This window comes from Methylobacillus arboreus, from assembly GCF_020532725.1.
GTDB classification, from domain to species: Bacteria; Pseudomonadota; Gammaproteobacteria; order Burkholderiales; family Methylophilaceae; genus Methylobacillus; species Methylobacillus arboreus.
In genome coordinates this window covers 546,468-572,764 of the sequence record NZ_JAJAVC010000003.1, presented here as the reverse complement: position 1 = coordinate 572,764, position 26,297 = coordinate 546,468, and the positions used below count along the sequence as shown (strand labels likewise).

Below are 26,297 nucleotides of genomic sequence, written 5' to 3'. Positions count from 1 at the left end.
CTTCCTGGGCTAAAGGATTACTTAGCTTGGAATGGGTGAGCAGAATCCTTGTAAGTCTTCAGCAATTCAGCTACCTTAGGCTCACGATTCACTGCATTCTTGATCGCTTGCTTGGTGGCTTGGTAGTTCCACTCTTGAATGCGCTCATCAATGTCAGCACGGCTGTCGATGAATACGCCTACGGAGATGAATACGTCGTCTGCTTCTTCTGCAGGAATAGTACCGTCAGCTACGCTATCCAAAACAGCCAATGCGACACCGCGTTGTGCTGGACCAAACATTTGAACAGCTTGCTTACCGTTCTTGATAGTTACCTTATTGAACATCACAGTTGCTGGCTTAACCATCAGGTTAGGAGCAACGATCGCCAGCAGGCCGTTAACGCCTTCCTTCTGATCGGTCAGAGTGCGTGCAAAAGCATCTTCTGCAGCGCTACCGCGTGGTCCAATAATCAGATCGATGTGGGCTACGTTCAGCAGGTCAAGGCCGCTGCCGTCAGGACGGTTGTCAATAACAAGAGCTTCACCTACTAAAACGCGATCAATAACTGCCATTTCATTCTCCAATATAAAGTTTCCGTAGAAACAAGCCGACATTGCTGGGTTAGCTATGCCATCAAAATGCCTTACGTCTGTTTAACGTCAAGCCTAAAATTTGCAAAATATTATACATAGTTTTATGAAAACTATGTGAATTGTCACATCAATAATTTGCTTCCATACGAAAAACCTGATCTTAGCTGCCACGACAGCGTCCTGGGCTATATTTTCATGGCAACAAGGGTGTGTTCCCGTTATATTCGTGTCCGCGTTGCTGTGGCAACTGGTGACAGGCAAGGCACGGGACGCGGGCAATGGCACTCCCTTGCCAAGTTCCGTAACGCAGCATGGGGCCAGTTGCCACAGCAACCCGAAGGGCCGGAGCCGGTTTTCGCACGGCTCTGCGTTACTCGTCGTTCATTTGGAATGACCAAACTTCTCTCCTCTTGCCTTGCTCCGCACAAAAACCGGTTCCGGCGCGGCCACGAATATAACGGGAACACCCCCCAGGTAACGGCCTTTAGTACACAGACTTTAAATGGAAGTTCAATTCATTATAAAAATTAAGCAACAAAAAACCCGGTGTACCTAAAATACACCGGGTTGCCGCCAGGGTAATGCCGAGTTGTTACTCGAGGTTTGCGTGAATCGCGCGCATGCCCTCTTCTGTCAGCCCCTTCTGATCTACCAGCTTGGCGATAGTCGCTTCCAGGAACCACAGGGTGGACAACTCAAAAATGGTGCCCATAGGCAAGCCATGCGTCTTGTCAAAAGCGTGCGCATCATTTCCACCGACTGGAACAACCAAGTCAGCTAAATCGCCTATTGGAGATTGTGCCTTCATGGAAATCAAGATTACCTTGGCACCCTGGCTCTTGGCCTTCTTCACCAGTGGCAAGAGGGTCTCGGTGCCACCGGAACCAGAAATCACAATGAAGAGATCACCAGCCTGGATGCTTGGCGTCACCACTTCGCCAATCATGCTGACTTGGTAGCCCGCATGAACCAAACGCATGGCAAAGAAACGCGAAACCAGCAAAGAGCGCCCAGCACCACCAATAAAGGTACGGCCAGCAGCATCGACCAGACTCAGAATTTTGTCGTCGTAGCCTTCTGCTGTATTGTTAATGACATTAGTCAGCTTGCTGACTACAAGTTCCTGATATTTGTTCATAGCGTTCACCTTAAAACGTATATGAATTTTTCAATTCTCATAAAAAATCCACCAGACTAGCTCATTGAGCTACGTGTGGTGGATTTTGTGCTATTACTACTTAAACAGTAATTAGCGAGCCAGAGCAGTGATTTCAGCAGCAGCAGCAGCTGGATCAGCAGCACCGTAGATAGCAGCGCCAGCGACGATGATGTGCGCGCCAGCATCCTTAACTTGCTTCACGGTAGCTGGCTTAACACCACCAGCAACAGAAATTTCAACGCCCAGGTTCTGGTCAGCAATCACAGACAGATCGCTGAATGGAGTTTGGCCAGCAGCTTGTTGGTCCAGACCAGTGTGAACGCCAATGATGTGTGCGCCCAGCTTAGCAGCAGCTTGGCTAAGAGCAGCCTTGTCTGCAACGTTAATCAGGTCAACTTGAGCCTTCTTGCCGTACTTGTTAGCAGCATCGACAACACCCTTGATAGTACCGAGATCGGAAATACCAAGAACGGTAACGATATCAGCACCAGCCTTGTAGAAAGGCTCAGCTTCGTAAAAGCCTGCATCAGCTGTCTTCAGGTCAACCAGGATCTTGTTGTTTGGGAACTTGGCACGCAAAGTTTCCAGCAACTTGATACCGTTGTGCTTGATGCTTGGAGTACCAATTTCAAGAATGTCAACGTGCGGAGCTACCTTTTCAGCCAGCGCTACAGTTGCGTCGAAATCCAGTGAATCTAATGCGACTTGGGTTAATGCCACGATACTTCCTCCAAATGGGTTACAAATATTTTAGTACTCAAATATTAGTACTACTTAAAACTACTTTTTATACAAAAAAGCGGAACAACAATCTTAATCGGCAAAACAGCCGGATGTCAACGCATATAATCCGCAGCATCCGGCATGCAAAATTACAGCTTTTCTGCAAGTGCCTTTTCGAGCTTGTTTTGATCCACGACAAAACCACGGATGCCTTCGGCCAGCTTTTCAGTCGCCATGGCATCTTCGTTCTGCTCAAAACGGAACTCCTTCTCTGTCAACAGAGCAGGACGTTCTTTGGTTGCACCATTGTCAACCAATAAGCGTGGCAGATTGCCTTCAGTCGCCTTCAGCTCTTCCAACAGGTTAGGGGAAACAGTCAGGCGGTCACAACCAGCCAGCGCAGTGATTTCACCGGTGTTACGGAAAGAAGCGCCCATCACGACAGTCTTGTAACCGTGTTCCTTGTAGTATGCATAGATCTTGCGAACAGACAGCACGCCTGGATCGGTTTCAGAAGTGTAAGTTTCACCAGTCTTGGCCTTGTACCAGTCAAGGATACGACCAACGAATGGGGAGATCAGGAACACGCCAGCTTCAGCACAGGCACGTGCTTGCGCGAAGCTGAACAGCAGGGTCAGGTTGCAGTTGATGCCTTCTTTTTCAAGAATCTCACCAGCCTTGATGCCTTCCCAGGTGGAAGCCAGCTTGATCAGTACGCGATCCTTGGAAATACCGGCATCCTGGTACAGCTTGATCAGCTTGCGGCCCTTTTGCACCATCGCATCTGTATCAAAAGACAGACGTGCATCCACTTCGGTGGAAATCTTGCCAGGGATATGCTTGAGGATTTCCTGGCCGATCAGCACTGCCAGCTTGTCGGCAGCATCTTCAATTTGTTGTGCCTTGTCACTGCTTTGGGACTTGGCATATGTAATTGCTTCGTCAATCAGCGGAGCATATTGTGGAAGGGTGCTTGCCTTCAGCAACAGGGATGGGTTGGTTGTTGCATCGTAAGGCTTTACGCTCTTGATCGCTTCCACATCACCAGTGTCCGCAACAATCGTCGTGAATTCCTTCAGTTGATCGAATAAATTAGCCATATTGCTCCTCCTTGAGAAAATACAGAATATTACGCTTGAAAACTTGCGCCCGACTGGAGGCTGGTCAGCCAGGGAATAGGCTTCAGACCCTCCGAGGGAATCGGACTAGTATAACCGAAAATTATGCATAACTATAGAGCACCGCCTCTTGACAGCTCATACGCCAGCAAGGTGGCTACAGTGAGGTCTGCACTGGTTCCAGGATTTAGCTTTTGCTCCTTGAGCGCTGCATCAAACTTGAGCAAGCTGTGTTGATAAAGTTTAGGGTTGTCGTATGACGATAATTCATCGAGATGCAGACTAGCCTGGCGGCTCACCTCTTCCGCCTGCGACAGGCCATATTTGCGCTGAATATGGCTATCCGGGAAACTGCTCAAGAACGTCAGGTACAACACAGTGGTCGCCCAGGCAGGGTTCTGCCAACGCGCCAGCGCTTTGCCATAAGCCTCAAGGCCAATGCCAAAGATATCCTCAAAGCCAGATGTGTATTGCCGGGCGATACGATCACGTCCTGCGGCCAACTGCATGGCCTCGCACAATGTAATGCTGGGCACCTCGTGCACGTCATTGGCATCAGCTTTGCCCAAACCGCCGGGGGAAGCACGGACAATGGCCTTGAAGGCAAGCTCGGAATCCTTAATATCGAGTTGGTTCAGGACTTGTTGCACCCGCTGTTGCAATGAACCCTCCCCGCCAGACAAGGCGGCATGAACCAGCGGAGCCGACAAGAGCACAATACCCAGATTGGTATTGCAATCCACCACTTGCCAGGTCGCTTCCACCGAAGCCAGGATACGCTGCCCTACTGACAGGCCTGGCTGTGCAATCACCGCAGCGACCGCATCAGCACTCTGGATAAATTGCTGTACCACCATGCCATGACCATCGGCAAATATATGCACATTGCCAGGCTTGAGGCTGGTAAGTTCAGCCATGCATGCCGCACGGAGCGCTTCGGCGATCTGTTGGCTGCTCATGACACAACGGTCAAGGCTGGCTGCGCATGAATACAGGAAAGAAAATCATCCACCAAGAGTTGTGCTACATTCAGGCCAGTAGCGCCCTGCAAGCCCTTCCACGCAGGAATACTATTGACCTCCAGTACATACGGTCGACCATCACGCCCCCTGATGATGTCAACACCACAGTAATCGACACTGACGGCGCGAGCAGCAGCTTCGGCCAGCTGCGCCAATTCACCTTCCGCGGTAATGACCTCACAGCGGCCGCCCTGCGCCACATTATTGACCCAATGGCTGCCGTGCCGAATCATTGCCGCCACAGCATGGCCGCGTATCACGAATACGCGATGGTCATGCCAAGCTCCCTCCCCGCTATCGATATACGACTGCAGGTAATAAAGCCCGTCCACATGTTCTTCCATGGGAACAGGAAAAGGCGTTTCCCGCGTCAGCTTGCGCACCCCCTGCCCCTGCGAACCGAACAAGGGCTTGATAACCAGGGGGCGCCCCGCCATGGTTTCCCTGAGGTAGACATCATGGGCCTGATGCCGGGATTCGCAGACCCAGGTCTGTGGCGTCGGCACCTGGTTGAGATGCAGCAAGAAACTGGTCATCGCTTTGTCAACGGTACGCTCGACAGCACGTCCGTCGTTATATACCACCACACCAAGCAGTTTCAGTGCATGCAGGACATCCAGTCGCGCAATCACTTGCTGCAACGTACCTCCCGGAACGCCTCGCACAAAGACCCCTTTGGGCAACCCATTCTCAAACCCAGGGATCAGTACTGCAGGCTGTCCATTCCCTCCGATGTTGAAGGCACAATCCTTGAGAGAAATAAAAACCGCCTCATATCCGCGCGCGGCAAACACCTCCTTGAGACGCTTGCCGTGCCAGCCGGGATCATCGGTAAAAACCGGGATGCGGTAATCCACTATGCGCTATAGCCGAACGACTGATCCAGCAAGGCGGCATCCAACTTGCCGCCAGTGAAACTCTTGCCCGATTCGACGGCTGTCACTGTCACTGCGGCCGGGCTGAACAACAGGGGGTCAATCTTGTAGAAATCCATGTTGACTGCCTTGAACACCTCGGCAAACGGACGGCCGTAGTCGCGGGAAGCGCTGCTTGGCAATTCCTGCGCCAGCTTGGCCGCTGCTTCGTCGCTGCCCTTAACGAAAATATGCGCATGGCCGCCAAACAGGATCGCATCATTAGTGCGGCCCATGCCGATGAGAAAATCCGGTGCCGGAGGCGGCAATGGCGCGCTCGCTGCACCATCCACCACATGCTCCAGCGGGAAATGCAGGGTATGGATCTTGTGCAGTGCCACTTCCAGCACGCGTGCGACAATCTGCACGGTACCAGCCAGGCTGCGGGTCGGCGTCAGGATGAAGGTTAGATTTTCTGCTTTCACGCCGGTATCGCGGGCAACCTTCTCGATCACCTCCTGAGGTGGCACTTTGTCACTTTCAAGCACCAACACTGCAGCATCGGCGCTATCCTTGTAACCCAGCTCCTTATAGAGCTCTTCACGGCCAGCCAGCGCACGCCCCGGGCCGGAACCGAGAGAGAAGAACTTTTCATGGGAAAGGCTCCAGCCCGCATACTGGCTGCCCAGGCAAGACAATACCGGGTTATTGGAGTGCACAGACAGTGTCCATGGCCAGTGCGGGAAAGTGCTGGAGGAATGCAAGTTGACATGCCCCAGGCCGCCCATGCAAATCTCGGCAATCAAGCGGCCGGCTTCCAGGCCGCCTTCTGCCTTGATACCCGCATCGATCACAGTCGCGCCGCTTGGCAATTTCTCCACCAGCAGGCGCAAGACCTTAGCATTATCGACCAAATGCTTGACCAAAGGATTGGTCAGCTGATTCACACTGGGCCAAAAACTGACGTCAAGTTTGCTTTCACTCATTTTTGTTCACTTTCCCATTCAATTAAATTATGTTCGCGGCACTATACTATATCGGCATGCCGCGCTATTGATTTTCCATGTTGTATCGCAGACACCACTTGCAATCTATGCTGTACCAGATCCCATGCTGCGGTTGCCGTCCTAGCTTCAGCATAGACTGTACAAACCGGATATCCAGGAGCAATGCTGCTACCAGCAAGCGGTATATCAGCAACCCATTCTGGCCAATGCACTACCTCAGGCACCACAAAAGCCTGCGCTGCATAGAAAACAGCCTGCGCCTGGGCATTGCTGCTGACATCAGGCGCTACCTGCATTCCCTGGCTGGCATTCAAGTGCATTTGCATCATACTGGTGCGCGCCCTGTACAAGCCCGCACTCGCCGTTAACCGTGGATTGAGTTCCAGGATATAGGTCTGGCCATCCAGCGCCAGTATCGCGTCAACGCTGTTGATTCCTCTCAATTGCAAGGCCTGGGTCAACTTCTGCGCAGCGGAATATAAAGCCTCACAGCAAACATCCGGCAAATCTGCATTGCTGACTAGGCCACCATAACGAAATGGCAAATCAGCAAATGCCGAGACGCTCTGGCGGTTATAGCCGATCACAACGGCCTTTGCACCATCAGCAGCAAACAGCGCGGAAACCGGCACACCGATCAATTCACGCTGGTAGTAAGCTCCTGGCAACATCCCAACCGTACCACTCATGCGACGGATATGCGTACCGCCCGACCCGCCTGCATGTTTGGACAGCCAGCCAGACATGGCTGCGGGAGGTTCCGTCAATGTTTCCGGGTAAGGAATCTCCAACCTTGCCAACAGGTTGAAAAATCCCGGGACAGCCTTTGCCTCTGCAACAACCTCGGCACTGTTGCCAATCACCGGCATATAGGCAGCCGCGATATTCAATAATTCAGGGGCAGCCTCAAAGCCACTCCCATAGACAAAGCCGTACACATCATCCTGCACACTCAGCGCTGACAATGCCGCTTCAAAGCCTGCTGGCTCAAATCCTCCATCCGCGTAAGGCAGTTGCAGCACCCGGCTTGCCATTGCCTGCGTATCCACGTCGGCAAAAATATCCAGCGCAACCGCTTCATAACCTGCCGCGCACGCCATGGCCACATAGGGCCTGGCACAAACAGCAGCAATGACAAGCTTGCGCGCCAAATCAGCTACTTGATGCTGTTACGCGCAGTCTCAAATGCAGCGAGGAAATCCAGATAAACCTTCTTTTCAGTTGCTTCGAGCATTTGCTTGAGCAGGTTGTGCTGGGTGGTGTACTTGACGTTGCCGATTGCCAGCGCGCCAATACCGAATGCATTAGTACCAGGAATCGCCACGCCATCCGCAAACACATCCACGCCTTCGGCACCGGTTGGCGGCACTGCATTGACATCGGCCGCCACCTTAAGGGTAGGCGAACCTGCCATCTGCGCCAGGCTGATCACCTGGATGCCCGCAGCCGCGGCGCACAAGGCAATATCGGTGCGGTGCAAAATCTTTTGCTTCAACTCGTCGGTGCTGCCATCGGTATAGCCGATATTAATGTTGTAGCGCTTGTTGTAGGAAGCCGCTTTTTCTTCCACATCCGCCACGGCGCGGTGCGCAACCAGTTCAACTTCAGCGCCATATTTGGCCGCAATCACGGCAGTACACCCGCCAACCGGGCCAGTCGCGCCAAATACGCTGACCTTGCGCCCACTGAGATCACCGCCAAAATTCTTGATCAGGTGCTGTTCAACCTTCGCCATCATGCCGGCAGCTGTCGTGAAAGCGCCGGACGGGTCAGCAAATACAGAAATCTCAAAAGGAGGCACCATGGCTTTACGTGCCGTGTCGAGCATATCCATTGCCACGTCGATATCACGCCCGCCGATGAAGACGCTTTCACGCTTTACGCCGCTTGGACTGCGGGAGAAAATCGCGTCCTGCACCAAGCCAGTGACTTCTTTCAACTCAACATTGGTATATGGCACGATTTTGTCGAAACCGGCGTCAAATGCCATATTGACATCAAACGGGCTGGCATTCTTTGCTGCCGTGATCAAATGCAATATCGATACTTTTTCCATAATTCCACCTTATGATTTAAATTCCAGTTAATTATTCTTAGAGCGGCTAACAAAACTCAGCAAAGCGATCCTGGCTAGGCGCCCTGCCTCAGGCAGTACAAGCAGTACGACAAGGCAAGGCAACGACGCGCCAGGAGAGTGTTGTTAGTCGCTCTTAAACCACCGCAACAGTTTCCGGGAGGTCACTCACGACGCCTCCCTCATTGCGCCCCTCACAGAGCAAGAACTCCAAGGCTCCATGACGGCTGAATAGCGCCTGTAACCTTGCCATCACGCGCTCGGCTTCATTCTCATCCGGCAGGATTGCAAACCCAGTCGGCCCCCACGAACTCTGGCCAAAACACGCCACGCCTTCCGCCTCCAGCCATGCCAAGACCTCAGCAACGCGTGGACTGGCATAGCGCCCGCCTTGAGCAGGTGCAAAATGATCGCCCGTGCGTACCTGCAACTCCCGAATTGCCGCGCCAAATGCCGGCAAATCATGCTCGGCCAAGGCCGGCAATGCCTGCATCAGCACATGCCTGCACAAGATAGCAGCAGCATCCGCCGGAAATTGTGGAAGGTTGCGAAAGGCAGCAATTTCAGCCTCGCCGTGCACACCGGTCTGTGTATGATCGAAAATCAGGATGATACGCCAGTCTTCAGGAAATTCAGCCCGGGCGATCACCGGAGGCACTACCGTCTGCGCGCCTCGCCCGCCATCAATAATGACACCGCCCGAGGCAAAGGTACCAAGGCCGATACCCGATCTCGCCCCGCGCTCCGTCAACATCGCAACATCACGAATGATCAACCCAAGGTCATGCAGGCGATTGAGCGCCAGCCCGACAGCCAATGCCATTTGGGTGCCGGAACCAAGGCCTGAATGTTCGGGAATAGTGTTGACCAGCCGGATATGCATACCGCCCTCCAGGCGGAGAGATTCGGCCAGCTTCCTGGCCATGCGCACGGCCCGCGCGGCGCCAGGCCCTTCTGCGGTAAAAGTGGAAGCATGCCAGGCGTACAACTCGGTAGCGGGTTGATTAAGAGAAACCCCGATACTGCCGAAACGGCGCCCCAAGTCTCCATTGAGATCGAAGAACCCCATATGCAACCGTGCCGTGGTAACAACACTGACGCCCTGCTTATTGATGATAATTTCCTTCAGCTTGCGAAAAACCGGCACTTTTGGCGCCAATAATCTGCTATTGTAGCCCAGCCGACCATGGTTTAAAAAGTCCAGCCCGAGAATTTCGCATCCCACTGCGATGGCTTGGAAGGCGGTTTCACACAAATACGAATTGACATGTCCACACGCTTTTTCTCAGGCATGATCAAGGAGTATAATCCCGCCTGCAGCCTACAAGCCTGCGCAATAACAATCGGTGTCACCGGTTTACATCATGCCTGATCGAGGCATGGACCTTAAGGAACTAACCAGTTTTCGGATGGAGAACATGACCCAATCAACCCATTTTCCGGCAGCCACGCTGGAAGCTGTTGCTTACCCTGCTGACGGGCTACTGAGCGACGACCTCAAGCTCAATCGAGATGCTGACGGCAACCTTTCCCTCGAATCCCCGCCCTGTCCCAAAAGTAAGACCTTCTTCGGACGGCCACGCACCAATGCAGCACCAGCAATCGATGGACAGCCCTCCACCCTGGAAGCAGCCATAGAGAAAGCCACCGCTTTATTCCGTCATGCCAAGCATCCTTTGTTGGGCGGCCTAGCAACAGACGTATATGGCATGCGTGCGGTCATGAACCTTGCCGAAAGCGCTGGCGCCACCATTGACCACATGAATTCCAAGAGTTCAATGAAGAATATCCTGGTCATGCAAAACTCAGGCTGGTACATCACCACATTGAGCGAAGTGAAAAACCGGGTTGATCTATTGCTGGTCATCGGTACCGACATCGTCAGCTACTTCCCGCGCTTTTTCGAGCGCGTGATCTGGAACAAGGAAGCAATGTTCACCGAGAACACTGCTGAGCGTGAAATCGTCTACCTGGGCGGCCGCGACCTGAATACCACACCAGGCGTTTCACCTACAGGCAAACAGCCTGATGTGCTGCCCTGCGATCTTGATCGTGTGCCTGAAGTGCTCGCAGCACTGCGCGCAATCGTTGCTGGAAAACCACTCAAGACAGACAACGTCGCTGGCATTTCCCGCGAAGCACTGGAAAAACTGGCAGAACGCCTCAAGGCAGCCAAATACAGCGTGATTGCCTGGACAGGCAGCGCACTGGATTTCCCGCATGCCGAGCTTTCCATCCAGAATATTGTCGGCATCGTGCAGGAACTGAACAAGACTACGCGCAGCGCCGGCTTGCCACTGAGCGGTAATGACGGCGATGTGACGGCCTATAACGTCAGCACCTGGATCAGCGGCTATCCGTTCCGCAACTCCTATCGCCGCGGTTATCCTGACTACGACCCTTACCATTACGACACCTCGCGCCTGCTGGCCGAGGGCGAAACCGATGTCCTAGTCTGGATCAATAGCTTCAATCCCGAGCGTCTTCCTCCCAAGAGCAATGTGCCCACCATCGTCATCGGCCATCCCGCCATGCAGTTCGAGCAGGCACCGGATGTCTTCATCCCGATTGCGATCCCTGGCCTGGAAGCCAATGGTGCACAGTTCCGCAGCGACAGCTCGGTCACGCTGCCACTGCGCAAGCTGCGTGAAACCAGCCTGCCGACACTTAGTGACGTGCTCTCTTCAATAGAGTCTGCGCTCAAGGCCGCTTAAGCAAGATCAAGGAACCAGAAATATGCTGATTAAACTGACAGGTGGCCGGGTTTATGATCCTGCGCACCAGATTGACGGCAAAGTCATGGACATTTTTGTCCGTGATGGCCGCATCATTGACCGTCCCGGAAATAATGAAACCATAGACCAGGAATACGACCTGCGCGGCAAGGTAGTGATGGCCGGCGCGATCGACATGCATACGCATATCGGCGGCGGCAAAGTGAATATCGCCCGCCTGATGCTGCCGGAAGACCACCGCAACTCCGCCACCACGCATACTGACGCCTGCCGCGCCGGCTGTGGCCATGCCGCCCCATCCACCCTGAATACCGGCTACCGCTACGCAGAAATGGGATACACCGCAGGCTTCGAGCCAGCGCTGTCCCCTGTCAATGCGCGCCAGTCACACCTGGAAATGTGCGACATCCCCATCCTGGACAAGGGTGGCTACGCCATGATCGGCAGCGATGATTACTTCCTGCGCCTGCTGGCAGCCAAGAAGGACCAGAACGCGATCAACGATTATGTCGCCTGGATTCTGCATGCGACGCAGGCCATCGGCATCAAGGTCGTCAACCCGGGCGGCATCAATGCCTTCAAGTTCAACCAGCGCGCACTGGACCTGGATGAGCAAAATATCCACTACCAGGTAACACCGCGCGAGATACTGCAATCCTTGACCCGTGCCGTTTATGAACTGGGCATCGCCCATCCGCTGCATGTGCATGGCAATAACCTCGGTGTGCCCGGCAACGTCGAAACCACGCTCAAGACCATGGGTGCGGTCGAAGGCTACCCTGTCCACCTCACCCACATCCAGTTCCATAGTTACGGTACTGAAGGCGACCGCAAGTTCTCCTCGGGCGCAGCCGCTGTTGCCGAAGCGCTCAACAAACACAAGAACGTCTCGGCTGATGTCGGCCAAATCCTGTTTGGGCAAACGGTTACCGCTTCCGGCGACACCATGCGCCAGTATGCCAACTCGGGTCACGCATCGCCGAACAAGTCTGTGCTCATGGACATCGAGTGCGACTCCGGTTGCGGCGTCGTGCCGTTCAAGTATAAGGACCAGAACTTCGTCAATGCCTTGCAATGGGCAATCGGCCTGGAAATCTTCCTGCTGACGGAAGACCCATGGCGCATCTTCCTCACCACCGACCACCCGAACGGCGCGCCTTTCACCAGCTACCCGCACCTAATCCGCCTGCTGATGGACAAGAGCTTCCGCAATGACATGTTCACCAAGCTCAACCTGGATGCCCAGGCCATGAGCACGCTGACCTCGATTGATCGTGAATACAGCCTGTACGAAATTGCCATCATGACCCGTGCCGGCGCTGCCAAGCTAGTCGGCCTGCACGACCGCGGCCACCTCGGCGTCGGCGGGGCCGGCGACATTACCGTCTATACCGACAACCCCGACCGCGAAGCCATGTTTGCCAAGCCTGACTATGTATTCAAGGATGGCGAGCTGGTAGTGAGGGACGGTCAAGTCGTGAAGGTCACCTGGGGCAGCACGCATACGGTCAAACCCGACTTTGACCGCAGCATTGAAAAGGATCTCAAGCAATATTTCGACCGTTACCACACCATGAACATGGAAAATTACAAGGTCAGTGCCGCCGAGCTTGAAGACGACGGCCGCGGCAAGGTGATTGTTCAGGAGTCCAAGGGTCGAAGGGAGAAGACAGCATAATGATTATCAACGGCGTAACCATAGACGACACCTTTGCCGAAGCCTTCGGCATGCGCGGCACCCGTGTCATCATCACCGCGCAAAACCTGCGCTGGGCCTATAACGCAGCGCGCGCCATGACTGGCTTTGCCACCTCGGTGATTGCCTGCGGCGTGGAAGCAGGCATAGAGCGCGAACTCACTCCCGAAGAAACCCCAGACGGCCGCCCTGGCGTATCCATCCTCATGTTCGCGATGAGCAGCGCGGTGCTGATCAAGCAACTGGAAACCCGTATGGGCCAGTGCGTATTGACCTGCCCCACCGCTGCTGCATTCTCAGGTATTGACGAGGGATACCCGGAGATTACCAAGATCAACCTGGGCAAGAATCTGCGCTTCTTCGGCGATGGCTTCCAGACATCCAAGGTATTCAACGGCAAGCGCTACTGGCGCGTCCCCGTGATGGACGGAGAATTCCTCACCGAAGAAAGCACCGGCATGATCCGCTCGGTTGGCGGCGGCAACTTCCTGATCCTGGCAGAATCGCAGCCACAGGCACTCGCCGCATGCGAAGCCGCGATTGACGCCATGAGCAAGGTACCCAATGTCATCATGCCTTTCCCCGGCGGCGTAGTGCGCTCCGGCTCCAAGGTCGGCTCCAAGTACAAGGCATTGATCGCATCGACCAACGATGCCTTCTGCCCCACGCTCAAAGGCATCACCAAGACCGAGCTTTCTCCCGAGATCGAATCCGTCATGGAAATCGTGATCGACGGCCTCACCGATCCGGACATCCGCGTCGCCATGCGCGCAGGCATCGCTGCCGCATGCGAACTGGGCGCCAAGAACGGCATCAAGCGCATTTCCGCCGGCAACTACGGCGGCAAACTCGGTCCCTATCACTTCAAGTTAAGGGAGATCATGGCATGAGCGCTTTGACCTTCACTCTAAAAGCAACATTACAGCAACGCGTGGATCTCTCTCCACTCACTCCCGACAACCTGGCAGGCAAGAGCCAAGCGGATATTGCCGCCATCCCGCTCGACAGTGGCCGCGAGAAATTGCGCGTGGACAGCCTGTTTGACATTGCTGGCGATGATGCAGCCGACATCGTCTTCAACAATGCCAATGGCAAGCTGGACTTCATTGGCAACAAACTGAAGACGGGACGCATCACCGTCAATGGCGGTGCCGGTTCCTATTTGGGTCTACAGATGCGTGGCGGCCATATCGTCCTCAACGGCAATGCAGATGCCTTTGTCGCCAGCGGTCTGGCAGGCGGCCTGATCGAGGTCAAGGGCAATGTCGGCGACTTTCTCGCCGCAGCGCTGCCTGGCGACCGCAAGGGCATGAAGGGCGGTATCGTCCTCATCAGCGGCAATGCAGGCGAACGCGCTGGCGACCAGATGCGCCGCGGCATTATCCTGATCGAGGGCAACGCCGGCGCTTATCTCGCTTCACGCATGCTGGCCGGCACCATAGGCGTACTCGGCAGCGTCGGTGAATATGTGGGTTACGGCATGCGCCGTGGCACATTGCTGCTGACGCAGGAACCCAAGCTGCATGCAACCTTGCAGGACTGCGGCACCCATACCCTGCCCTTCCTGAGCCTGATGTTCAAGTCGTTCCGCAACCTGCCCAGCAAGTTTGCCAATATCAACAAGAACCGTGTACAACGCTATTCTGGCGATATTGCCAATGACGGCAAAGGTGAAATCCTGGTATTCAAGTAACCTCCTGAGCTGCTCCAATCAAAAGCCCGAGCCCGACAGGCCGGGCTTTTTTATATTCAAGTATTAACAATTGTTAATCGCCTTTGCAGCGAACTTGGGACGATTTAAGCTGCCCAATGTTGCTGTATCACCCTAAAAAGGAAAATCATGAAGACCCAACTTACTGTAAGCGCACTCATCGCAACCCTCGCTTTGAGCGGCTGTGCGAATATGTCCGAGACCCAAAAAGGAACCACGAAGGGAGCCGCAATTGGCGCGGGCGCAGGCGCCGTTGTTGGCGCAATCGCCGGCAAAGGCAAGGGGGCTGCCATTGGCGCTGCAGTTGGGGCTGGGGCGGGTGCGATTGCCGGCAACGTCTGGTCCAAGCGCATGGAAGAACAAAAACGCCAAATGGAAGAAGCCACCCAGGGCACAGGTGTGGCGGTGAGCCAGACTGAAGATAACCAGCTCAAGCTTGCTATCCCAAGCGACGTTTCTTTCGCATCCGGCAAGGCAGATATCCAGCCCAACTTCCGTTCCGTGCTGGACAGTTTTGCCACGACATTGAAGAACAATCCCCGCACCCAGGTCACCATTGTCGGCCATACCGACAATACCGGCTCTGACGCGATCAACAACCCATTGTCACTCAATCGTGCCGCCAATACCCGCGACTACCTGACGGCACGCGGCATCACCTCCGACCGCTTCACGATTGATGGTCGCGGCTCTCGTGAGCCGCTCGTCAATAATGACACCCCGGCCAACCGCGCTCAAAACCGCCGTGTAGAAATTTTTGTTGCCGAGCCCGAACAAGCGGCCCAATAAGCACGACTGTTTCTGACTCAATGCCCAGTAAAAAAGCCCACATTTGTGGGCTTTTTTACTGGGTATATTTTTGCCTCACCCATACTTCTGCTGTAAATGTGGAATCTCGCTCGCCGGGACTGTCGCAATGACGGTCACATGTTCACCAAATGCCTTGTCCAATATCTCGCCATTGATTTTCGCCAGCTCGCGCGTGAAGGTATCCAGCTGTTTGTAATCGAGCACCAGGCGGACTTGCTGCATTTCGACGAATGGCCCGGTACGGGCAGCATCCAACGCCATCTTGGCCGTGCCGCCATAAGCACGCGCTAGGCCACCTGTGCCGAGGTTGATTCCGCCGTAGTAGCGGATCACGCCTACACACACATTGATCAGGTCTCGCCCCTCCAGGAACTGCAACACCGGCTTACCTGCGGTACCTGACGGTTCTCCGGCATCGCTGAAGCGCTGGACGATGCCTTGCGGCGTCTTGAGGCGGAACGCATACGCCAGGTGATGTGCGCTTTGATGGGCTGCCGCCAGCCGGCGCAGCGCCATCCCCACGGCACGCTCATCGGCACAATACTCGGCAATGGCGACAAAACGGGATTTGTTAATGGTCTGTTCGGCCTGACCGGACTGGATAATGATCTGCAACACAACACCCCTACACCATTATCGCTTGCGGCCCTTATCCCCAAGGATGGAGCCAAGCACGCCACGCAATATCTGCCGTCCCAATTCCGAACCTATTGCCAGCGCAGTGCTCTTAGCCGCGGTTTCCAGCACGCCTTGCCTGTTCGATGACTTGCCGGATTTCTTGGCGCCACCGCCAAATAAACCGCCCCAATCAAAGCCTGTATCGGCATCCTGCTGCTCAGCAGGAGCCTCTGCTGCCCGCCCCTTGAGAATTTCATAGGCAGATTCACGGTCAATACTGTTTTCATAATGACCATAGACGATGGAGCGCTTGATCAATTGCTCGCGCTCAACAGGCGTCAGCGGGCCAATGCGGCTTCCAGGTGGGCAGATGAATGCGCGCTCGACAGGAGTTGGACGCCCATGGTCATCGAGGAAGGAAACCAATGCCTCGCCTACTGCAAGCTCGGTAATCACCTCGCTCACCTTGACGGCAGGATTGGTGCGGAATGTTTCAGCCGCCGCCCTGACCGCCTTCTGGTCGCGCGGGGTGAATGCACGCAGCGCATGCTGCACCCGGTTGCCTAGCTGCCCGAGTACGACATCAGGAATATCCAGCGGATTCTGGCTGACGAAATAGACCCCCACCCCTTTGGACCGAATCAGGCGCACCACCTGCTCAATCTTGTCCAGCAGCGATTTGGGAGCATCATTGAACAACAAATGGGCTTCATCGAAGAAGAAAGCCAACTTGGGCTTTTCAAGGTCGCCCACTTCCGGCAACTTCTCGAACAGCTCGGACAGCAACCACAACAGCAAAGTCGCATAGACACGAGGCGAGTTGTAAAGCGTATCGGCTGCGAGGATATTGACTATCCCCCAGCCTTTTTGGTCGGTCTGCATCATGTCATCAAGATTCAATGCCGGCTCGCCGAAAAGCTGGTCTGCGCCCTCATGCTCAAGCTGCAACAATGCGCGTTGTATTGCTCCCACGCTGGCACTGGAAATATTGCCGTATTGCGCGCTGTATTGCGCAGCATTCTCGGCTACATGCTGGATCATGGCACGCAAGTCCTTGAGGTCCAGCAGCAACCAGCCATTGTCATCGGCAATCTTGAAAACGGCGGTCAATACACCAGATTGCACATCATTCAGGTTGAGCATGCGCCCCAACAGCAAAGGCCCCATCTCCGCGATTGTGGTGCGGATCGGGTGGCCTTGCTTACCAAACACATCCCAGAGCGTCACCGGGCAGGCCGCAAAACTGAAATCCTCCAGCCCTAGCTGTGCAACCCGCGCGTCAATTCTGGCATTCCCGCCGCCAGGCTGGCTGATTCCCGCAAGATCGCCTTTCACATCGGCCAGAAACACGGGCACCCCCATGCGGGAGAAGCTTTCAGCAATCGCTTGCAGCGTGACGGTCTTGCCTGTGCCTGTTGCCCCTGCAATCAGGCCATGACGGTTTGCCATTCTTGGCAACAGGTAAAGGAAATCTGTGCTCTTGGCTAAAGGAATAGGTGTCATAAAACCTCGAAAACGATTGATCGAACGCTGGTCACCAACGATAGCAGATATTATTCCGTCGATACATGGCAAGCAGCCTAAGAGCGGTTAACAGCATTCTCCTGGCGGCGTTGTTACTGTACTGCCTGAGGCAAAGCGCCTAGCCAGAATCTTCGCTAAGTATTGTTAGCCGCTCTAAAACCGGGGAGTGCTACTACAACCATTGAGCGCTAAAAATCATGTCCCACTCTATCCGGTGGTCTTCAATTCAGACTCGACAGCCTTGCGGGAATAATGCGGCGCCAACAACTCGATGAAAGCATAGGAATAACCACGCAAGTAGGCATCGCGACGCAGACCGATATAAGTCGTGCTTGGCGGGAAGAGATCACTCACATCCAGCATCGCCAAATGGCTATCGCGTTGCGGGTCGTAAGCCATGCTGGCAAGCAAGCCGATCCCGAGCCCAAGACTGACATAGGTCTTGATCACATCGGCATCAATCGCCGTCAATACTACATTGGGATTCAAGCCAGCCTTCTCAAACACGCGACTGACAAGAGAGCCGCCAGTAAATCCAAAGTCATAGGTAATCAATGGATAGCGCGTAATCTTTTCCAGCGTGACCGGCTGCTCCGCGAGCAATGGATGACCTTGCGGCGTTACCACGCAACGGTTCCATTGATAGCAAGGCAGGCACAAAAGGTCATCAAAACTGCTGATGGATTCAGTTGCGATGCCAATGTCAGCTTCACCGCTCCGAACCTGTTCTGCAACTTGTGTCGGATTGCCCTGGTGAATGGTCAACTTGACCTTGGGATAACGCTGCATGAACTCCTTGACCGCCGCAGGCAAGCGATAACGTGCCTGCGTATGGGTCGTCGCAATCGTTAAAGTACCAGAATCTTCATGCGAAAACTCGTCGCCGACACGCTTGATGTTATCCATCTCCATCATGACGCGCTCGGCTAACTGCAGTATAATTTGTCCCGGTTCAGTGACTCCAATCAGCCTCTTGCCGTTGCGCTTGAATATCTGCAGGTTAAGCTCATCCTCAAGCAATTGGATCTGCTTGCTTACCCCAGGTTGGGAGGTATGCAAGGCATCAGCTGCAATGGATACGCTCAAGCCCTGACGGGCAACCTCACGGATATACCGCAATTGATGTATTTTCATTATGCCATTCGACCTTTGTTTTATAACAAAATCACATATACATAGCATAACATACTATTAACTTACTGAATTAACCTGTTATAATAAAAGGCTTTTTCGGGAAGTGTTTTTTAACTGGACAACCAGACTTCCTGATAAAAACAACAATCAACTCATGGACATAGGATACATTCTCTCCGGTTTTGCCGTGGGTTTTCTTGTAGGCATCACCGGAGTTGGCGGCGGTTCTCTCATGACGCCGCTTTTGGTTTTCCTATTTGGCTTCAAGCCTGTTGTGGCAGTAGGAACAGACTTATTATTTGCCGCCTTGACCAAAACAGGCGGAGTCTGGGTACACCACGGCAAGCACAAGTCGGTTGACTGGAAAGTGGTAGGACTGATGTCAATGGGTAGTTTACCCATGTCAGTCATCACGATTTATGTCATCAAACACTTGATGGCTATAGGCAAGGAAGTGACCGGGCTCATTACTTACGCGCTCGGTATCGCATTGATTTTAACTGCCTGCGCCTTGCTGGTTCGCAGCCTGTTGATGCCCAAGCATGAACGCGAAGTAGAAACCGGCAACGTTAGCACAGGCCGCTTCCAAGGCAACCCACAGATCGCTGCTACCGTTTTGACTGGCGCGGTACTGGGTGCCTTGGTCACGCTATCTTCAGTAGGTGCAGGAGCCTTGGGCACTATAGCCATCCTGTTGCTCTACCCGAAGATGAGCACATTAAAAGTTATTGGCACAGACTTGGCCCATGCCATTCCGCTTACCGCGTTGGCAGGCATTGGCCATTGGACACTGGGCCATGTGAATTTTACATTGCTGGGCAGCCTGCTGATTGGCTCGCTTCCCGGCATCTGGATTGGTAGCCACCTAAGCGCCAAGATTCCAGAAAAAGTATTACGCCCGATCTTGGCATTGATTCTGTTACTGATCGGTTTGAAATTTGTTCTAGCATAAAGTGAGCTCATGTATAAATACGACGAAGTTGACCAGGCAATTGTGGATGAGCGCGTCAAACAGTATCGCGACCAGACACGCCGTTTTCTCGCTGGCGAACTGACCGACGACGAGTTTCGCCCCCTGCGCCTGCAAAATGGCCTATACATTCAGCGACACGCCCCAATGCTACGTATTGCCGTGCCGTATGGCATGCTGTCTTCCAAACAGCTACGCAAGCTGGGAGATATTGCCAAGCGCTATGACCGTAGTTATGGCCATTTCAGCACCCGCCAGAACCTACAGCTCAACTGGCCCAAGCTCGAAGACGTTCCCGATATCCTCGCCGAGCTTGCCACGGTTGAAATGCATGCAATCCAGACCTCCGGCAATTGCATCCGCAACATCACAACCGACCAGTTTGCAGGCGTCGCGCCTGATGAAGTCGTCGACCCGCGTGCAGTAGCGGAAATTACGCGCCAGTGGAGTACGTTCCACCCTGAGTTCGCCCTGCTGCCGCGCAAATTCAAGATTGCAGTGTCCGGCACCAAGCACGATCGCGCCCTGATCCAGGCGCACGACATCGGCCTCGAGTTCTATCCTGACCCGGACAACAAGATGGCCATCCGCGTCTGGGTGGGCGGCGGCCTTGGCCGTACCCCTATCCTGGGTTCCGTTGTTCGCGAACACCTGGAATGGCAACATGTCCTGACCTATTGCGAAGCCATTATCCGCGTCTATAACCTGCATGGTCGTCGCGACAATGCCTACAAGGCACGTATAAAGATATTGGTGAAGGCGCTGGGCATTGAGGAGTTCCGTCGCCAGGTCGAGGCAGAATGGCAATACCTCAAGGACAATCCCAACACCATCACTGAGGCCGAACTTGCCCGTGTGAGCAAGTATTTCACCAAGATGCCTTATGAAACCTTGCCTGAGCATGATGCCAGCTTTGACAGCGCCATTGCCAGCAACCCGGCGTTTGCTACCTGGGTCAAGCGCAATACGCATCCGCACCAGCAGCCAGGTTATCGCGCCGTCACCCTGTCCCTAAAGACGCACGGCCAGGCTCCTGGGGATGCCACTTCCGAGCAAATGCATATTGTGGCGGACTTGGCTGACGAGTACAGCTTTGGTGAACTGCGCGTTGCGCACGAACAGAACCTGATTCTGGCAGATGTCAAACTCTCTGACCTGTTCCCGTTGTGGGAGCGTGCACGCACCGCAGGGCTTGCCACACCCAACATCGGCCTGCTGACAGACATCATTTGCTGCCCCGGCGGCGATTTTTGCTCGCTGGCCAATGCCAAGAGCATCCCGATTGCAGAAGCCATCCAAAGGCAATTTGACAACCTGGACTATCTCTACGACATCGGCGACATCGAACTCAATATCTCCGGTTGCATGAACGCTTGCGGCCACCACCACGTCGGCCATATCGGCATTCTGGGCGTGGATAAGGATGGTTCAGAGTGGTACCAGGTCACATTGGGCGGCAAGCAAGGCAATGATGCCAGCATCGGCTCCGTGCTCGGCCCGTCTTTTGCGGCTGAGGAAATGCCCGGCGTCATACAGAAGCTGATTGACGTCTATATCCGCGAACGCACGCCGGAAGAACGGTTCATCGACACCGTGCGCCGAATTGGCATTGCCCCGTTCAAGACCCATGTATATGGCGAGAAGAAAAAGGAGCTTGCCCATGCCTAACCATTCCAACCTGATCCTGAACAATGCCATCGTCAAAGATGAATGGTCGCTGGTCACCATGCCGGCGGGCGAGGAAATCGTCAAGAAACAGGCAGGCAAGGTCGTATTGTTCAAGCTAACTGGTGAAGCCACCCACACGGCTGAACAGATCGCCAATACCGTCATTCCAGAAACCGGAAAAATCCTGGTGCCGCTGGCGGTCTGGCAAGCGCGCAAGGAAGAGCTGGCTGTGCGTTACGCCGCAGGCGAGGTTGGCGTCTGGCTGGATACGCATGAACTGCTCGAAGACCTGGTTGGTTCAGTCGAAGACATCAACAGCCTGCCCTTGATCGCAGTGCATGTGGAGCGTTTTGCCGATGGCCGCATCTTCTCGATCGGCAACCTGTTGCGCACGCGCTATCACTACAAGAATGACCTGCGCGCCTTTGGCGATGTCTTGCGTGACCAGTTGTTCTTCCTCAAACGTTGCGGATTCAACAGTTACCTGATCCGCGCAGACCGCTCTGCCGAGGATGCACTGGCCAGCCTTCAGGATTTCAGCCAGCCATACCAAGGTGCGGTGGACGAGCAACTGCCGGTCTGGCGCCGCGTGAGCCGGCAACCGGTTTCACAGTAGCTCTGGCAGACGGGTCACCACAAGGCCAGTCCCGCTTATAAGATTGCAAGTTTAGTTTAGGAATCATGCCTGGAGATGCGAGCTGTCGACAGCAGCAGTTTCAGCACAAAAATTAATATGACAACAACGTTGAACCAACAAACCCTTTCCCACCTTGATTGGCTGGAAGCAGAAGCCATCCATATTCTCCGCGAAGTCGCAGGCCAGTGCTCCAATCCCGTTCTGCTGTTTTCCGGCGGCAAGGATTCCCTCTGCATCCTGCGCCTGGCTGAGAAGGCCTTCCGCCCTGGCCGCTTTCCTTTCCCATTGATGCATATCGACACCGGCCACAACTATCAGGAAGTCATCAATTTCCGTGACCAGCGTGCGGCGGAACTGGGTGAGCGCTTGATCGTGCGCTCGGTGGAAGACTCCATCAAACGCGGCAGCGTTGTGCTGAAGTCTGCGGACGAATCCCGTAACAAGCACCAGTCTGTGACCTTGCTTGAAGCGATTGAAGAATTCGGCTTTGACTGCTGCATTGGCGGCGCGCGCCGTGACGAAGAAAAAGCCCGCGCCAAGGAGCGCATCATGAGCTTCCGCGATGAGTTCGGGCAATGGGATCCCAAGAACCAGCGCCCTGAATTGTGGAACCTCTACAACGCACGCAGCCACAAGGGCGAGAATATCCGCGCCTTCCCGATCTCAAACTGGACCGAGATGGATGTCTGGCAATATATCGAGCGTGAAAAACTCGGTTTGCCCAGCATCTACTTCGCGCACAATCGCGACATCGTCATGCGTAACGGCGGCATCTTCCCTGTCAACGTGCCACTCACCAACGGCGAGATCATCAATCAGCCCAAGGCTGGCGAAGAAATCGTGAACATGCAGGTGCGTTTTCGCACCGTGGGCGACATCACATGTACCGCCCCTGTACCGAGCGATGCAGACAGCCTGAGCAAAATCGTCGTGGAAACCGCCACCACCACGATCACCGAGCGTGGCGCCACCCGCCTGGACGACCAGACCTCGGATGCTTCCATGGAGCAGCGTAAAAAGGAAGGCTACTTCTAATCAAAGCAACTCCAAGAACGGCTTGATGATCAAGATCGCAACCTATCCCATCCATCAGCCACTGGCCGAATAGCGAAGAATTTAAAGAGTACTGAAAAGAAATGTCCAAACTAGAAAATCTACCTGCGCACACCGACAGCTTGCTGCGCTTCCTGACTTGCGGTAGCGTGGATGACGGCAAAAGCACATTGATCGGCCGCCTGCTGTATGACACCAAAACCATCCTGGCAGATACCCTGACCCAGATCGAGCGCACCTCGCAGAAGCGCGGCATGGAATCAGTCGACCTTTCCCTGCTCACGGATGGCCTGCAGGCAGAACGCGAGCAAGGCATTACCATTGATGTGGCCTACCGTTATTTCAGCACCGGCACCCGCAAATACATCATTGCCGATGCCCCCGGCCACGAACAATATACCCGCAACATGGTCACGGCAGCTTCCACCGCCAATCTCGCCATCATTCTGATTGACGCGCGCAAGGGGGTATTGACCCAGACCCGCCGCCACTCTTACCTGGCACAGTTGGTCGGTATTCCGCACATTGTAGTCGCGATCAACAAAATGGACCTGGTGGATTACTCCCAGGCTGAATTCGAGCGCATCCGTGTCACCTATCTTGAGTTTGCCGAGCAGATTGGCCTGCAACGCGATGGCCGCGATATCAGTTTCGTACCTATGTCTGCATTGAATGGCGACATGATCGTGGATCGTGGCAGTGCCCTATCCTGGTATCAGGGCCCGACCATATTGGAGCTATTGGAATCAACACCGCCTGCGCATTCCGAACGCACCGAGCCTTTCCGCTTTCCCGTGCAATTCGTCTGCCGCCCGCATGCTTCTGACAATCCAGAGCTGCACGATTTTCGTGGCTTTATGGGGCGTGTGGAATCCGGTCAAATTGCCGTTGGCGATGAAGTGACTGCACTGCCCTCGGGATTGAATTCCCGCGTCAAGGCAATCCAGCTTGGCAATACGGTGCTTGGCCATGCCATTACCGAGCAATCCATTACGCTCTTGCTTGAAGACGAAATCGATATCTCGCGCGGCGACATGATTGTGAAAACAGCATTGGCTCCGGCACCGGTCAAGCAACTGAACGCAATGGTGTGCTGGCTTTCGGAGACACCGCTTTCCTCGGCACGCACCTATATCATTCGCCATACCACGCGTGAATCCAAGGCCAAGGTTGGCAGCATTGCCTACAAGATTGATGTCAATACCAGAGCACAACTGCCTGCTGAAGGCAGCCTGGGCATGAATGACATTGCCAGCATCAGTTTCAAGCTTGCACAACCGCTGATGGTAGACCCATATGATGTCAACCGTGCCACTGGTGCTTTCATTATTATTGATGAAGCGACCAATAATACGGTGGGCGCAGGCATGGTACAGGCCTGATTATTATCAGTTAAACAAAATAGTCTTATCTATAAAATCAATAAATATAGTATTTAATATCGCTTATAATGCGTTGCTATCTTGGTGACGATGGCAACGCCCCTTAGAGGAATATAAATGGCATACGTTGTAACTGAAAATTGCATCCAGTGTAAATATACCGACTGTGTAGATGTCTGCCCGGTCGATTGCTTTGTTGAAGGCCCCAATTTCCTGGCGATCAACCCGGATGAGTGTATTGATTGTACCCTGTGCGTTGCAGAGTGCCCTGCTGAAGCCATCTTCGCTGAAGATGACGTGCCTGAAGACCAGCAGGAATTCATTGAACTGAATGCCCGCCTGGCAGAAATCTGGCCCGCTATCACTGCCCGCAAGGCACCATTGCCTGATGCTGATGCCAACAATGGCACACCAGGCAAGCGTGAGCTACTGGTCGAATAGCCAAACGACATACCGCAAAAAAAGCCCACAGTTGTGGGCTTTTTTATTGAGTTGGAGCGGCGGCTAACAAAATTCAGCGAAGCGCTCCTGGCTAGGCGCTCTGCCGCAGGCAGTACATTAGTACGACAAGGCAGAGCAACAACGCCAGGAGAGTTTTGTTAGCCGCTCTTGGCTTATACTTGGGTCAGGTTGCGAATCTGCACCTCAGGATTCACATCCGCCTCGTAATCCACCCCCTCGACCCCAAAACCGAACAGACGCAGGAAATCAGACTTGTAACCTGCAAAATCCGTCAGCTCATACAGGTTTTCATCAGTGACTTTATCCCACAAGGCAGCGACTTCATCCTGGATTTCAGGTGCCAGCTCCTTGTAGTCAGCACGTAAGCGCCCTTCTTCATCCACAACCGGTTTATCGTTATATAAGCTGTCGCGATAGAGGCCGTCCACCTGCTCAATGCAACCTTCGTGGGTACCTGCTTGCTTCATTACCTTGAACAAAAGGGAAAGATAAAGCGGCATCATCGGGATCGCAGAACTCGCCTGGGTCACCAATGCCTTGAGCACGGCTACGCGGGCATCGCCGCCCTTGGCTGCCAATTGCTCGCGAATCTGCAACACGCGCTGATCTAAGTCTTTCTTGGCAGCACCAATGGTGCCGTTCCAATAAATATCATGGGTAATCTTCTCACCAAGATAGGTGAAGGCGGTGGTCTTGGCACCATCAGCCAGCACGCCGGCCTGGTCAAGCGCCTCGATCCACAATTGCCAGTCCTCACCGCCCATCACCGCCACGGTATTGGCAATTTCCTCGTCGGTCGCAGGCTCGATCACATTATCCTTGACCACTTCCTTATCCGTATCCAGGCCGCGCTGATGCAGGGTCTTGCCGATCGGCTTGAGTGTGGAGTTATAGACATGCCCGGTCTTGGGATGAGTGCGTCGTGGCGATGCCAGACTGTAGACCACGAGATCAACCTGGCCAAGGTCGCGCTTGATGATGTCGATAGTCTGCTGCTTGACGGCATCCGAGAATGCATCGCCATTGACGCTGCTGGCATACAAGCCTTCGGCCTCGGCAAACTTGTGGAATGCCGCAGAGTTATACCAACCAGCCGAACCCGGCTTGCTCCCCTCGCCTGCGCGCTCGAGAAAAACGCCAACCGTTGCCGCACTGCTGGCAAAGGCCGCGCTGATGCGGGCGGCCAGGCCATAGCCGGTGGAAGCCCCGATGACCAATACACGCTTGGGCCCGTTGAATGGCCCCTGTGCCTTGACGTAATCGATTTGTTGCTTGACGTTGGCTTCACAGCCGGCGGGGTGCGCAGTCACGCAGATAAAGCCACGCACGCGGGGTTTGATGATCATGAATACCTCTCGAAAATCT

25 protein-coding genes are annotated in these 26,297 nt (G+C 54.2%); 11 read left to right on the top strand and 14 right to left on the bottom strand.

Translation table 11 applies throughout. The features are described from left to right. Positions 1-17 precede the first annotated feature (17 nt). From fae to LG198_RS02645, 10 genes are all read right to left on the bottom strand, one after another. Entirely contained in the window at positions 18-554 is a 537-nt protein-coding gene (fae, locus tag LG198_RS02690; protein ID WP_230341623.1) for a formaldehyde-activating enzyme, read from the bottom strand. 613 nt (positions 555-1,167) lie between these two features. After that, positions 1,168-1,713 carry a 6-phospho-3-hexuloisomerase gene (gene hxlB, locus LG198_RS02685; RefSeq protein ID WP_230341622.1) on the bottom strand — a complete coding sequence of 182 codons (546 nt, stop codon included), beginning with the start codon at positions 1,711-1,713 and terminating at the stop codon, positions 1,168-1,170. A gap of 111 nt (positions 1,714-1,824) precedes the next feature. Beyond that, positions 1,825-2,454: a 3-hexulose-6-phosphate synthase gene (gene hxlA, locus LG198_RS02680; protein ID WP_230341621.1), complete on the bottom strand. Its 630-nt coding sequence runs from the start codon at positions 2,452-2,454 to the stop codon at positions 1,825-1,827. Positions 2,455-2,606: 152 nt separating this feature from the next. Next, positions 2,607-3,557 carry a transaldolase gene (gene tal, locus LG198_RS02675; protein ID WP_230341620.1) on the bottom strand — a complete coding sequence of 317 codons (951 nt, stop codon included), beginning with the start codon at positions 3,555-3,557 and terminating at the stop codon, positions 2,607-2,609. Positions 3,558-3,688: 131 nt separating this feature from the next. Then, positions 3,689-4,534: a triphosphoribosyl-dephospho-CoA synthase gene (locus tag LG198_RS02670; RefSeq protein WP_230341619.1), complete on the bottom strand. Its 846-nt coding sequence runs from the start codon at positions 4,532-4,534 to the stop codon at positions 3,689-3,691. After that, on the bottom strand, positions 4,531-5,454 hold the full coding sequence (locus LG198_RS02665; protein WP_230341618.1) for an ATP-grasp domain-containing protein: 924 nt from the start codon (positions 5,452-5,454) through the stop codon (positions 4,531-4,533). The genes LG198_RS02670 and LG198_RS02665 overlap by 4 nt, the downstream gene beginning before the upstream one ends. After that, positions 5,454-6,437 carry a methenyltetrahydromethanopterin cyclohydrolase gene (gene mch / locus LG198_RS02660; protein ID WP_230341617.1) on the bottom strand — a complete coding sequence of 328 codons (984 nt, stop codon included), beginning with the start codon at positions 6,435-6,437 and terminating at the stop codon, positions 5,454-5,456. The genes LG198_RS02665 and mch overlap by 1 nt, the downstream gene beginning before the upstream one ends. A gap of 41 nt (positions 6,438-6,478) precedes the next feature. After that, complete coding sequence (locus tag LG198_RS02655; protein WP_230341616.1) at positions 6,479-7,609, bottom strand: ATP-grasp domain-containing protein; 1,131 nt, start codon at positions 7,607-7,609, stop codon at positions 6,479-6,481. Between the two features lie 5 nt (positions 7,610-7,614). Continuing rightward, positions 7,615-8,514 carry an NAD(P)-dependent methylenetetrahydromethanopterin dehydrogenase gene (locus LG198_RS02650; protein WP_230341615.1) on the bottom strand — a complete coding sequence of 300 codons (900 nt, stop codon included), beginning with the start codon at positions 8,512-8,514 and terminating at the stop codon, positions 7,615-7,617. Positions 8,515-8,668: 154 nt separating this feature from the next. Beyond that, positions 8,669-9,679 (bottom strand): beta-ribofuranosylaminobenzene 5'-phosphate synthase family protein, encoded by a 1,011-nt coding sequence (locus LG198_RS02645; protein ID WP_328484875.1) that lies wholly within the window; start codon positions 9,677-9,679, stop codon positions 8,669-8,671. A 271-nt stretch (positions 9,680-9,950) separates the two neighbouring features. Here LG198_RS02645 and LG198_RS02640 point away from each other — a divergent pair, with 271 nt between their 5' ends. The 5 genes from LG198_RS02640 (at position 9,951) to LG198_RS02620 (ending at position 15,463) form a co-directional block, all read left to right on the top strand. Next, on the top strand, positions 9,951-11,246 hold the full coding sequence (locus tag LG198_RS02640) for a formylmethanofuran dehydrogenase subunit B (RefSeq protein WP_230341614.1): 1,296 nt from the start codon (positions 9,951-9,953) through the stop codon (positions 11,244-11,246). 22 nt (positions 11,247-11,268) lie between these two features. Further along, on the top strand, positions 11,269-12,945 hold the full coding sequence (locus tag LG198_RS02635) for a formylmethanofuran dehydrogenase subunit A (RefSeq protein WP_230341613.1): 1,677 nt from the start codon (positions 11,269-11,271) through the stop codon (positions 12,943-12,945). After that, on the top strand, positions 12,945-13,853 hold the full coding sequence (gene fhcD, locus LG198_RS02630) for a formylmethanofuran--tetrahydromethanopterin N-formyltransferase (protein ID WP_230341612.1): 909 nt from the start codon (positions 12,945-12,947) through the stop codon (positions 13,851-13,853). Before LG198_RS02635 ends, fhcD begins: the two co-directional genes overlap by 1 nt. Further along, entirely contained in the window at positions 13,850-14,656 is an 807-nt protein-coding gene (locus LG198_RS02625) for a formylmethanofuran dehydrogenase subunit C (RefSeq protein ID WP_230341611.1), read from the top strand. The genes fhcD and LG198_RS02625 overlap by 4 nt, the downstream gene beginning before the upstream one ends. A 147-nt stretch (positions 14,657-14,803) precedes the next feature. After that, positions 14,804-15,463 carry an OmpA family protein gene (locus LG198_RS02620; protein WP_230341610.1) on the top strand — a complete coding sequence of 220 codons (660 nt, stop codon included), beginning with the start codon at positions 14,804-14,806 and terminating at the stop codon, positions 15,461-15,463. Between the two features lie 75 nt (positions 15,464-15,538). On the opposite strand, the gene LG198_RS02615 is transcribed toward LG198_RS02620, so the two are convergent. The 3 genes from LG198_RS02615 to LG198_RS02605 all read right to left on the bottom strand — a co-directional run bounded on the left by LG198_RS02615 (position 15,539) and on the right by LG198_RS02605 (position 18,760). After that, complete coding sequence (locus LG198_RS02615) at positions 15,539-16,099, bottom strand: IMPACT family protein (protein ID WP_230342049.1); 561 nt, start codon at positions 16,097-16,099, stop codon at positions 15,539-15,541. An 18-nt stretch (positions 16,100-16,117) separates the two neighbouring features. Then, entirely contained in the window at positions 16,118-17,605 is a 1,488-nt protein-coding gene (locus LG198_RS02610) for a helicase HerA-like domain-containing protein (RefSeq protein ID WP_230341609.1), read from the bottom strand. A gap of 228 nt (positions 17,606-17,833) precedes the next feature. Beyond that, positions 17,834-18,760, bottom strand: a complete 927-nt coding sequence (locus LG198_RS02605) for a CysB family HTH-type transcriptional regulator (protein ID WP_230341608.1) — start codon at positions 18,758-18,760, stop codon at positions 17,834-17,836. A gap of 154 nt (positions 18,761-18,914) precedes the next feature. Here LG198_RS02605 and LG198_RS02600 point away from each other — a divergent pair, with 154 nt between their 5' ends. The 6 genes from LG198_RS02600 (at position 18,915) to fdxA (ending at position 24,911) form a co-directional block, all read left to right on the top strand. Continuing rightward, the gene (locus tag LG198_RS02600; RefSeq protein WP_230342048.1) at positions 18,915-19,712 is read left to right on the top strand and encodes a sulfite exporter TauE/SafE family protein; all 798 of its coding nucleotides are present in this window, start codon (positions 18,915-18,917) and stop codon (positions 19,710-19,712) included. A 9-nt stretch (positions 19,713-19,721) separates the two neighbouring features. Beyond that, on the top strand, positions 19,722-21,398 hold the full coding sequence (locus LG198_RS02595; RefSeq protein ID WP_230341607.1) for a nitrite/sulfite reductase: 1,677 nt from the start codon (positions 19,722-19,724) through the stop codon (positions 21,396-21,398). After that, positions 21,391-22,014, top strand: coding sequence for a DUF934 domain-containing protein (locus LG198_RS02590; RefSeq protein WP_230341606.1), 624 nt, complete (start codon positions 21,391-21,393; stop codon positions 22,012-22,014). The genes LG198_RS02595 and LG198_RS02590 overlap by 8 nt, the downstream gene beginning before the upstream one ends. A 117-nt stretch (positions 22,015-22,131) precedes the next feature. Continuing rightward, complete coding sequence (gene cysD / locus LG198_RS02585) at positions 22,132-23,070, top strand: sulfate adenylyltransferase subunit CysD (RefSeq protein ID WP_230341605.1); 939 nt, start codon at positions 22,132-22,134, stop codon at positions 23,068-23,070. A gap of 101 nt (positions 23,071-23,171) precedes the next feature. Then, entirely contained in the window at positions 23,172-24,470 is a 1,299-nt protein-coding gene (locus tag LG198_RS02580; RefSeq protein ID WP_230341604.1) for a sulfate adenylyltransferase subunit 1, read from the top strand. Positions 24,471-24,587: 117 nt separating this feature from the next. Then, positions 24,588-24,911, top strand: coding sequence for a ferredoxin FdxA (gene fdxA / locus LG198_RS02575; RefSeq protein WP_230341603.1), 324 nt, complete (start codon positions 24,588-24,590; stop codon positions 24,909-24,911). A gap of 173 nt (positions 24,912-25,084) precedes the next feature. Here the strand turns inward: fdxA and fabV are convergent, their stop codons facing one another. Next, the gene (gene fabV, locus LG198_RS02570) at positions 25,085-26,278 is read right to left on the bottom strand and encodes an enoyl-ACP reductase FabV (protein ID WP_230341602.1); all 1,194 of its coding nucleotides are present in this window, start codon (positions 26,276-26,278) and stop codon (positions 25,085-25,087) included. Positions 26,279-26,297: the final 19 nt, after the last annotated feature.

Coding starts and splice junctions, on each gene's coding strand:
- fae (WP_230341623.1), bottom strand. CDS start 554: ATGGCAGTTATTGATCGCGTTTTAGTAGGTGAAGCTCTTGTTATTGAC.
- hxlB (WP_230341622.1), bottom strand. CDS start 1,713: ATGAACAAATATCAGGAACTTGTAGTCAGCAAGCTGACTAATGTCATT.
- tal (WP_230341620.1), bottom strand. CDS start 3,557: ATGGCTAATTTATTCGATCAACTGAAGGAATTCACGACGATTGTTGCG.
- LG198_RS02670 (WP_230341619.1), bottom strand. CDS start 4,534: ATGAGCAGCCAACAGATCGCCGAAGCGCTCCGTGCGGCATGCATGGCT.
- mch (WP_230341617.1), bottom strand. CDS start 6,437: ATGAGTGAAAGCAAACTTGACGTCAGTTTTTGGCCCAGTGTGAATCAG.
- LG198_RS02650 (WP_230341615.1), bottom strand. CDS start 8,514: ATGGAAAAAGTATCGATATTGCATTTGATCACGGCAGCAAAGAATGCC.
- LG198_RS02640 (WP_230341614.1), top strand. CDS start 9,951: ATGACCCAATCAACCCATTTTCCGGCAGCCACGCTGGAAGCTGTTGCT.
- LG198_RS02635 (WP_230341613.1), top strand. CDS start 11,269: ATGCTGATTAAACTGACAGGTGGCCGGGTTTATGATCCTGCGCACCAG.
- fhcD (WP_230341612.1), top strand. CDS start 12,945: ATGATTATCAACGGCGTAACCATAGACGACACCTTTGCCGAAGCCTTC.
- LG198_RS02625 (WP_230341611.1), top strand. CDS start 13,850: ATGAGCGCTTTGACCTTCACTCTAAAAGCAACATTACAGCAACGCGTG.
- LG198_RS02620 (WP_230341610.1), top strand. CDS start 14,804: ATGAAGACCCAACTTACTGTAAGCGCACTCATCGCAACCCTCGCTTTG.
- LG198_RS02610 (WP_230341609.1), bottom strand. CDS start 17,605: ATGACACCTATTCCTTTAGCCAAGAGCACAGATTTCCTTTACCTGTTG.
- LG198_RS02605 (WP_230341608.1), bottom strand. CDS start 18,760: ATGAAAATACATCAATTGCGGTATATCCGTGAGGTTGCCCGTCAGGGC.
- LG198_RS02600 (WP_230342048.1), top strand. CDS start 18,915: ATGGACATAGGATACATTCTCTCCGGTTTTGCCGTGGGTTTTCTTGTA.
- LG198_RS02595 (WP_230341607.1), top strand. CDS start 19,722: ATGTATAAATACGACGAAGTTGACCAGGCAATTGTGGATGAGCGCGTC.
- LG198_RS02590 (WP_230341606.1), top strand. CDS start 21,391: ATGCCTAACCATTCCAACCTGATCCTGAACAATGCCATCGTCAAAGAT.
- cysD (WP_230341605.1), top strand. CDS start 22,132: ATGACAACAACGTTGAACCAACAAACCCTTTCCCACCTTGATTGGCTG.
- LG198_RS02580 (WP_230341604.1), top strand. CDS start 23,172: ATGTCCAAACTAGAAAATCTACCTGCGCACACCGACAGCTTGCTGCGC.
- fdxA (WP_230341603.1), top strand. CDS start 24,588: ATGGCATACGTTGTAACTGAAAATTGCATCCAGTGTAAATATACCGAC.
- fabV (WP_230341602.1), bottom strand. CDS start 26,278: ATGATCATCAAACCCCGCGTGCGTGGCTTTATCTGCGTGACTGCGCAC.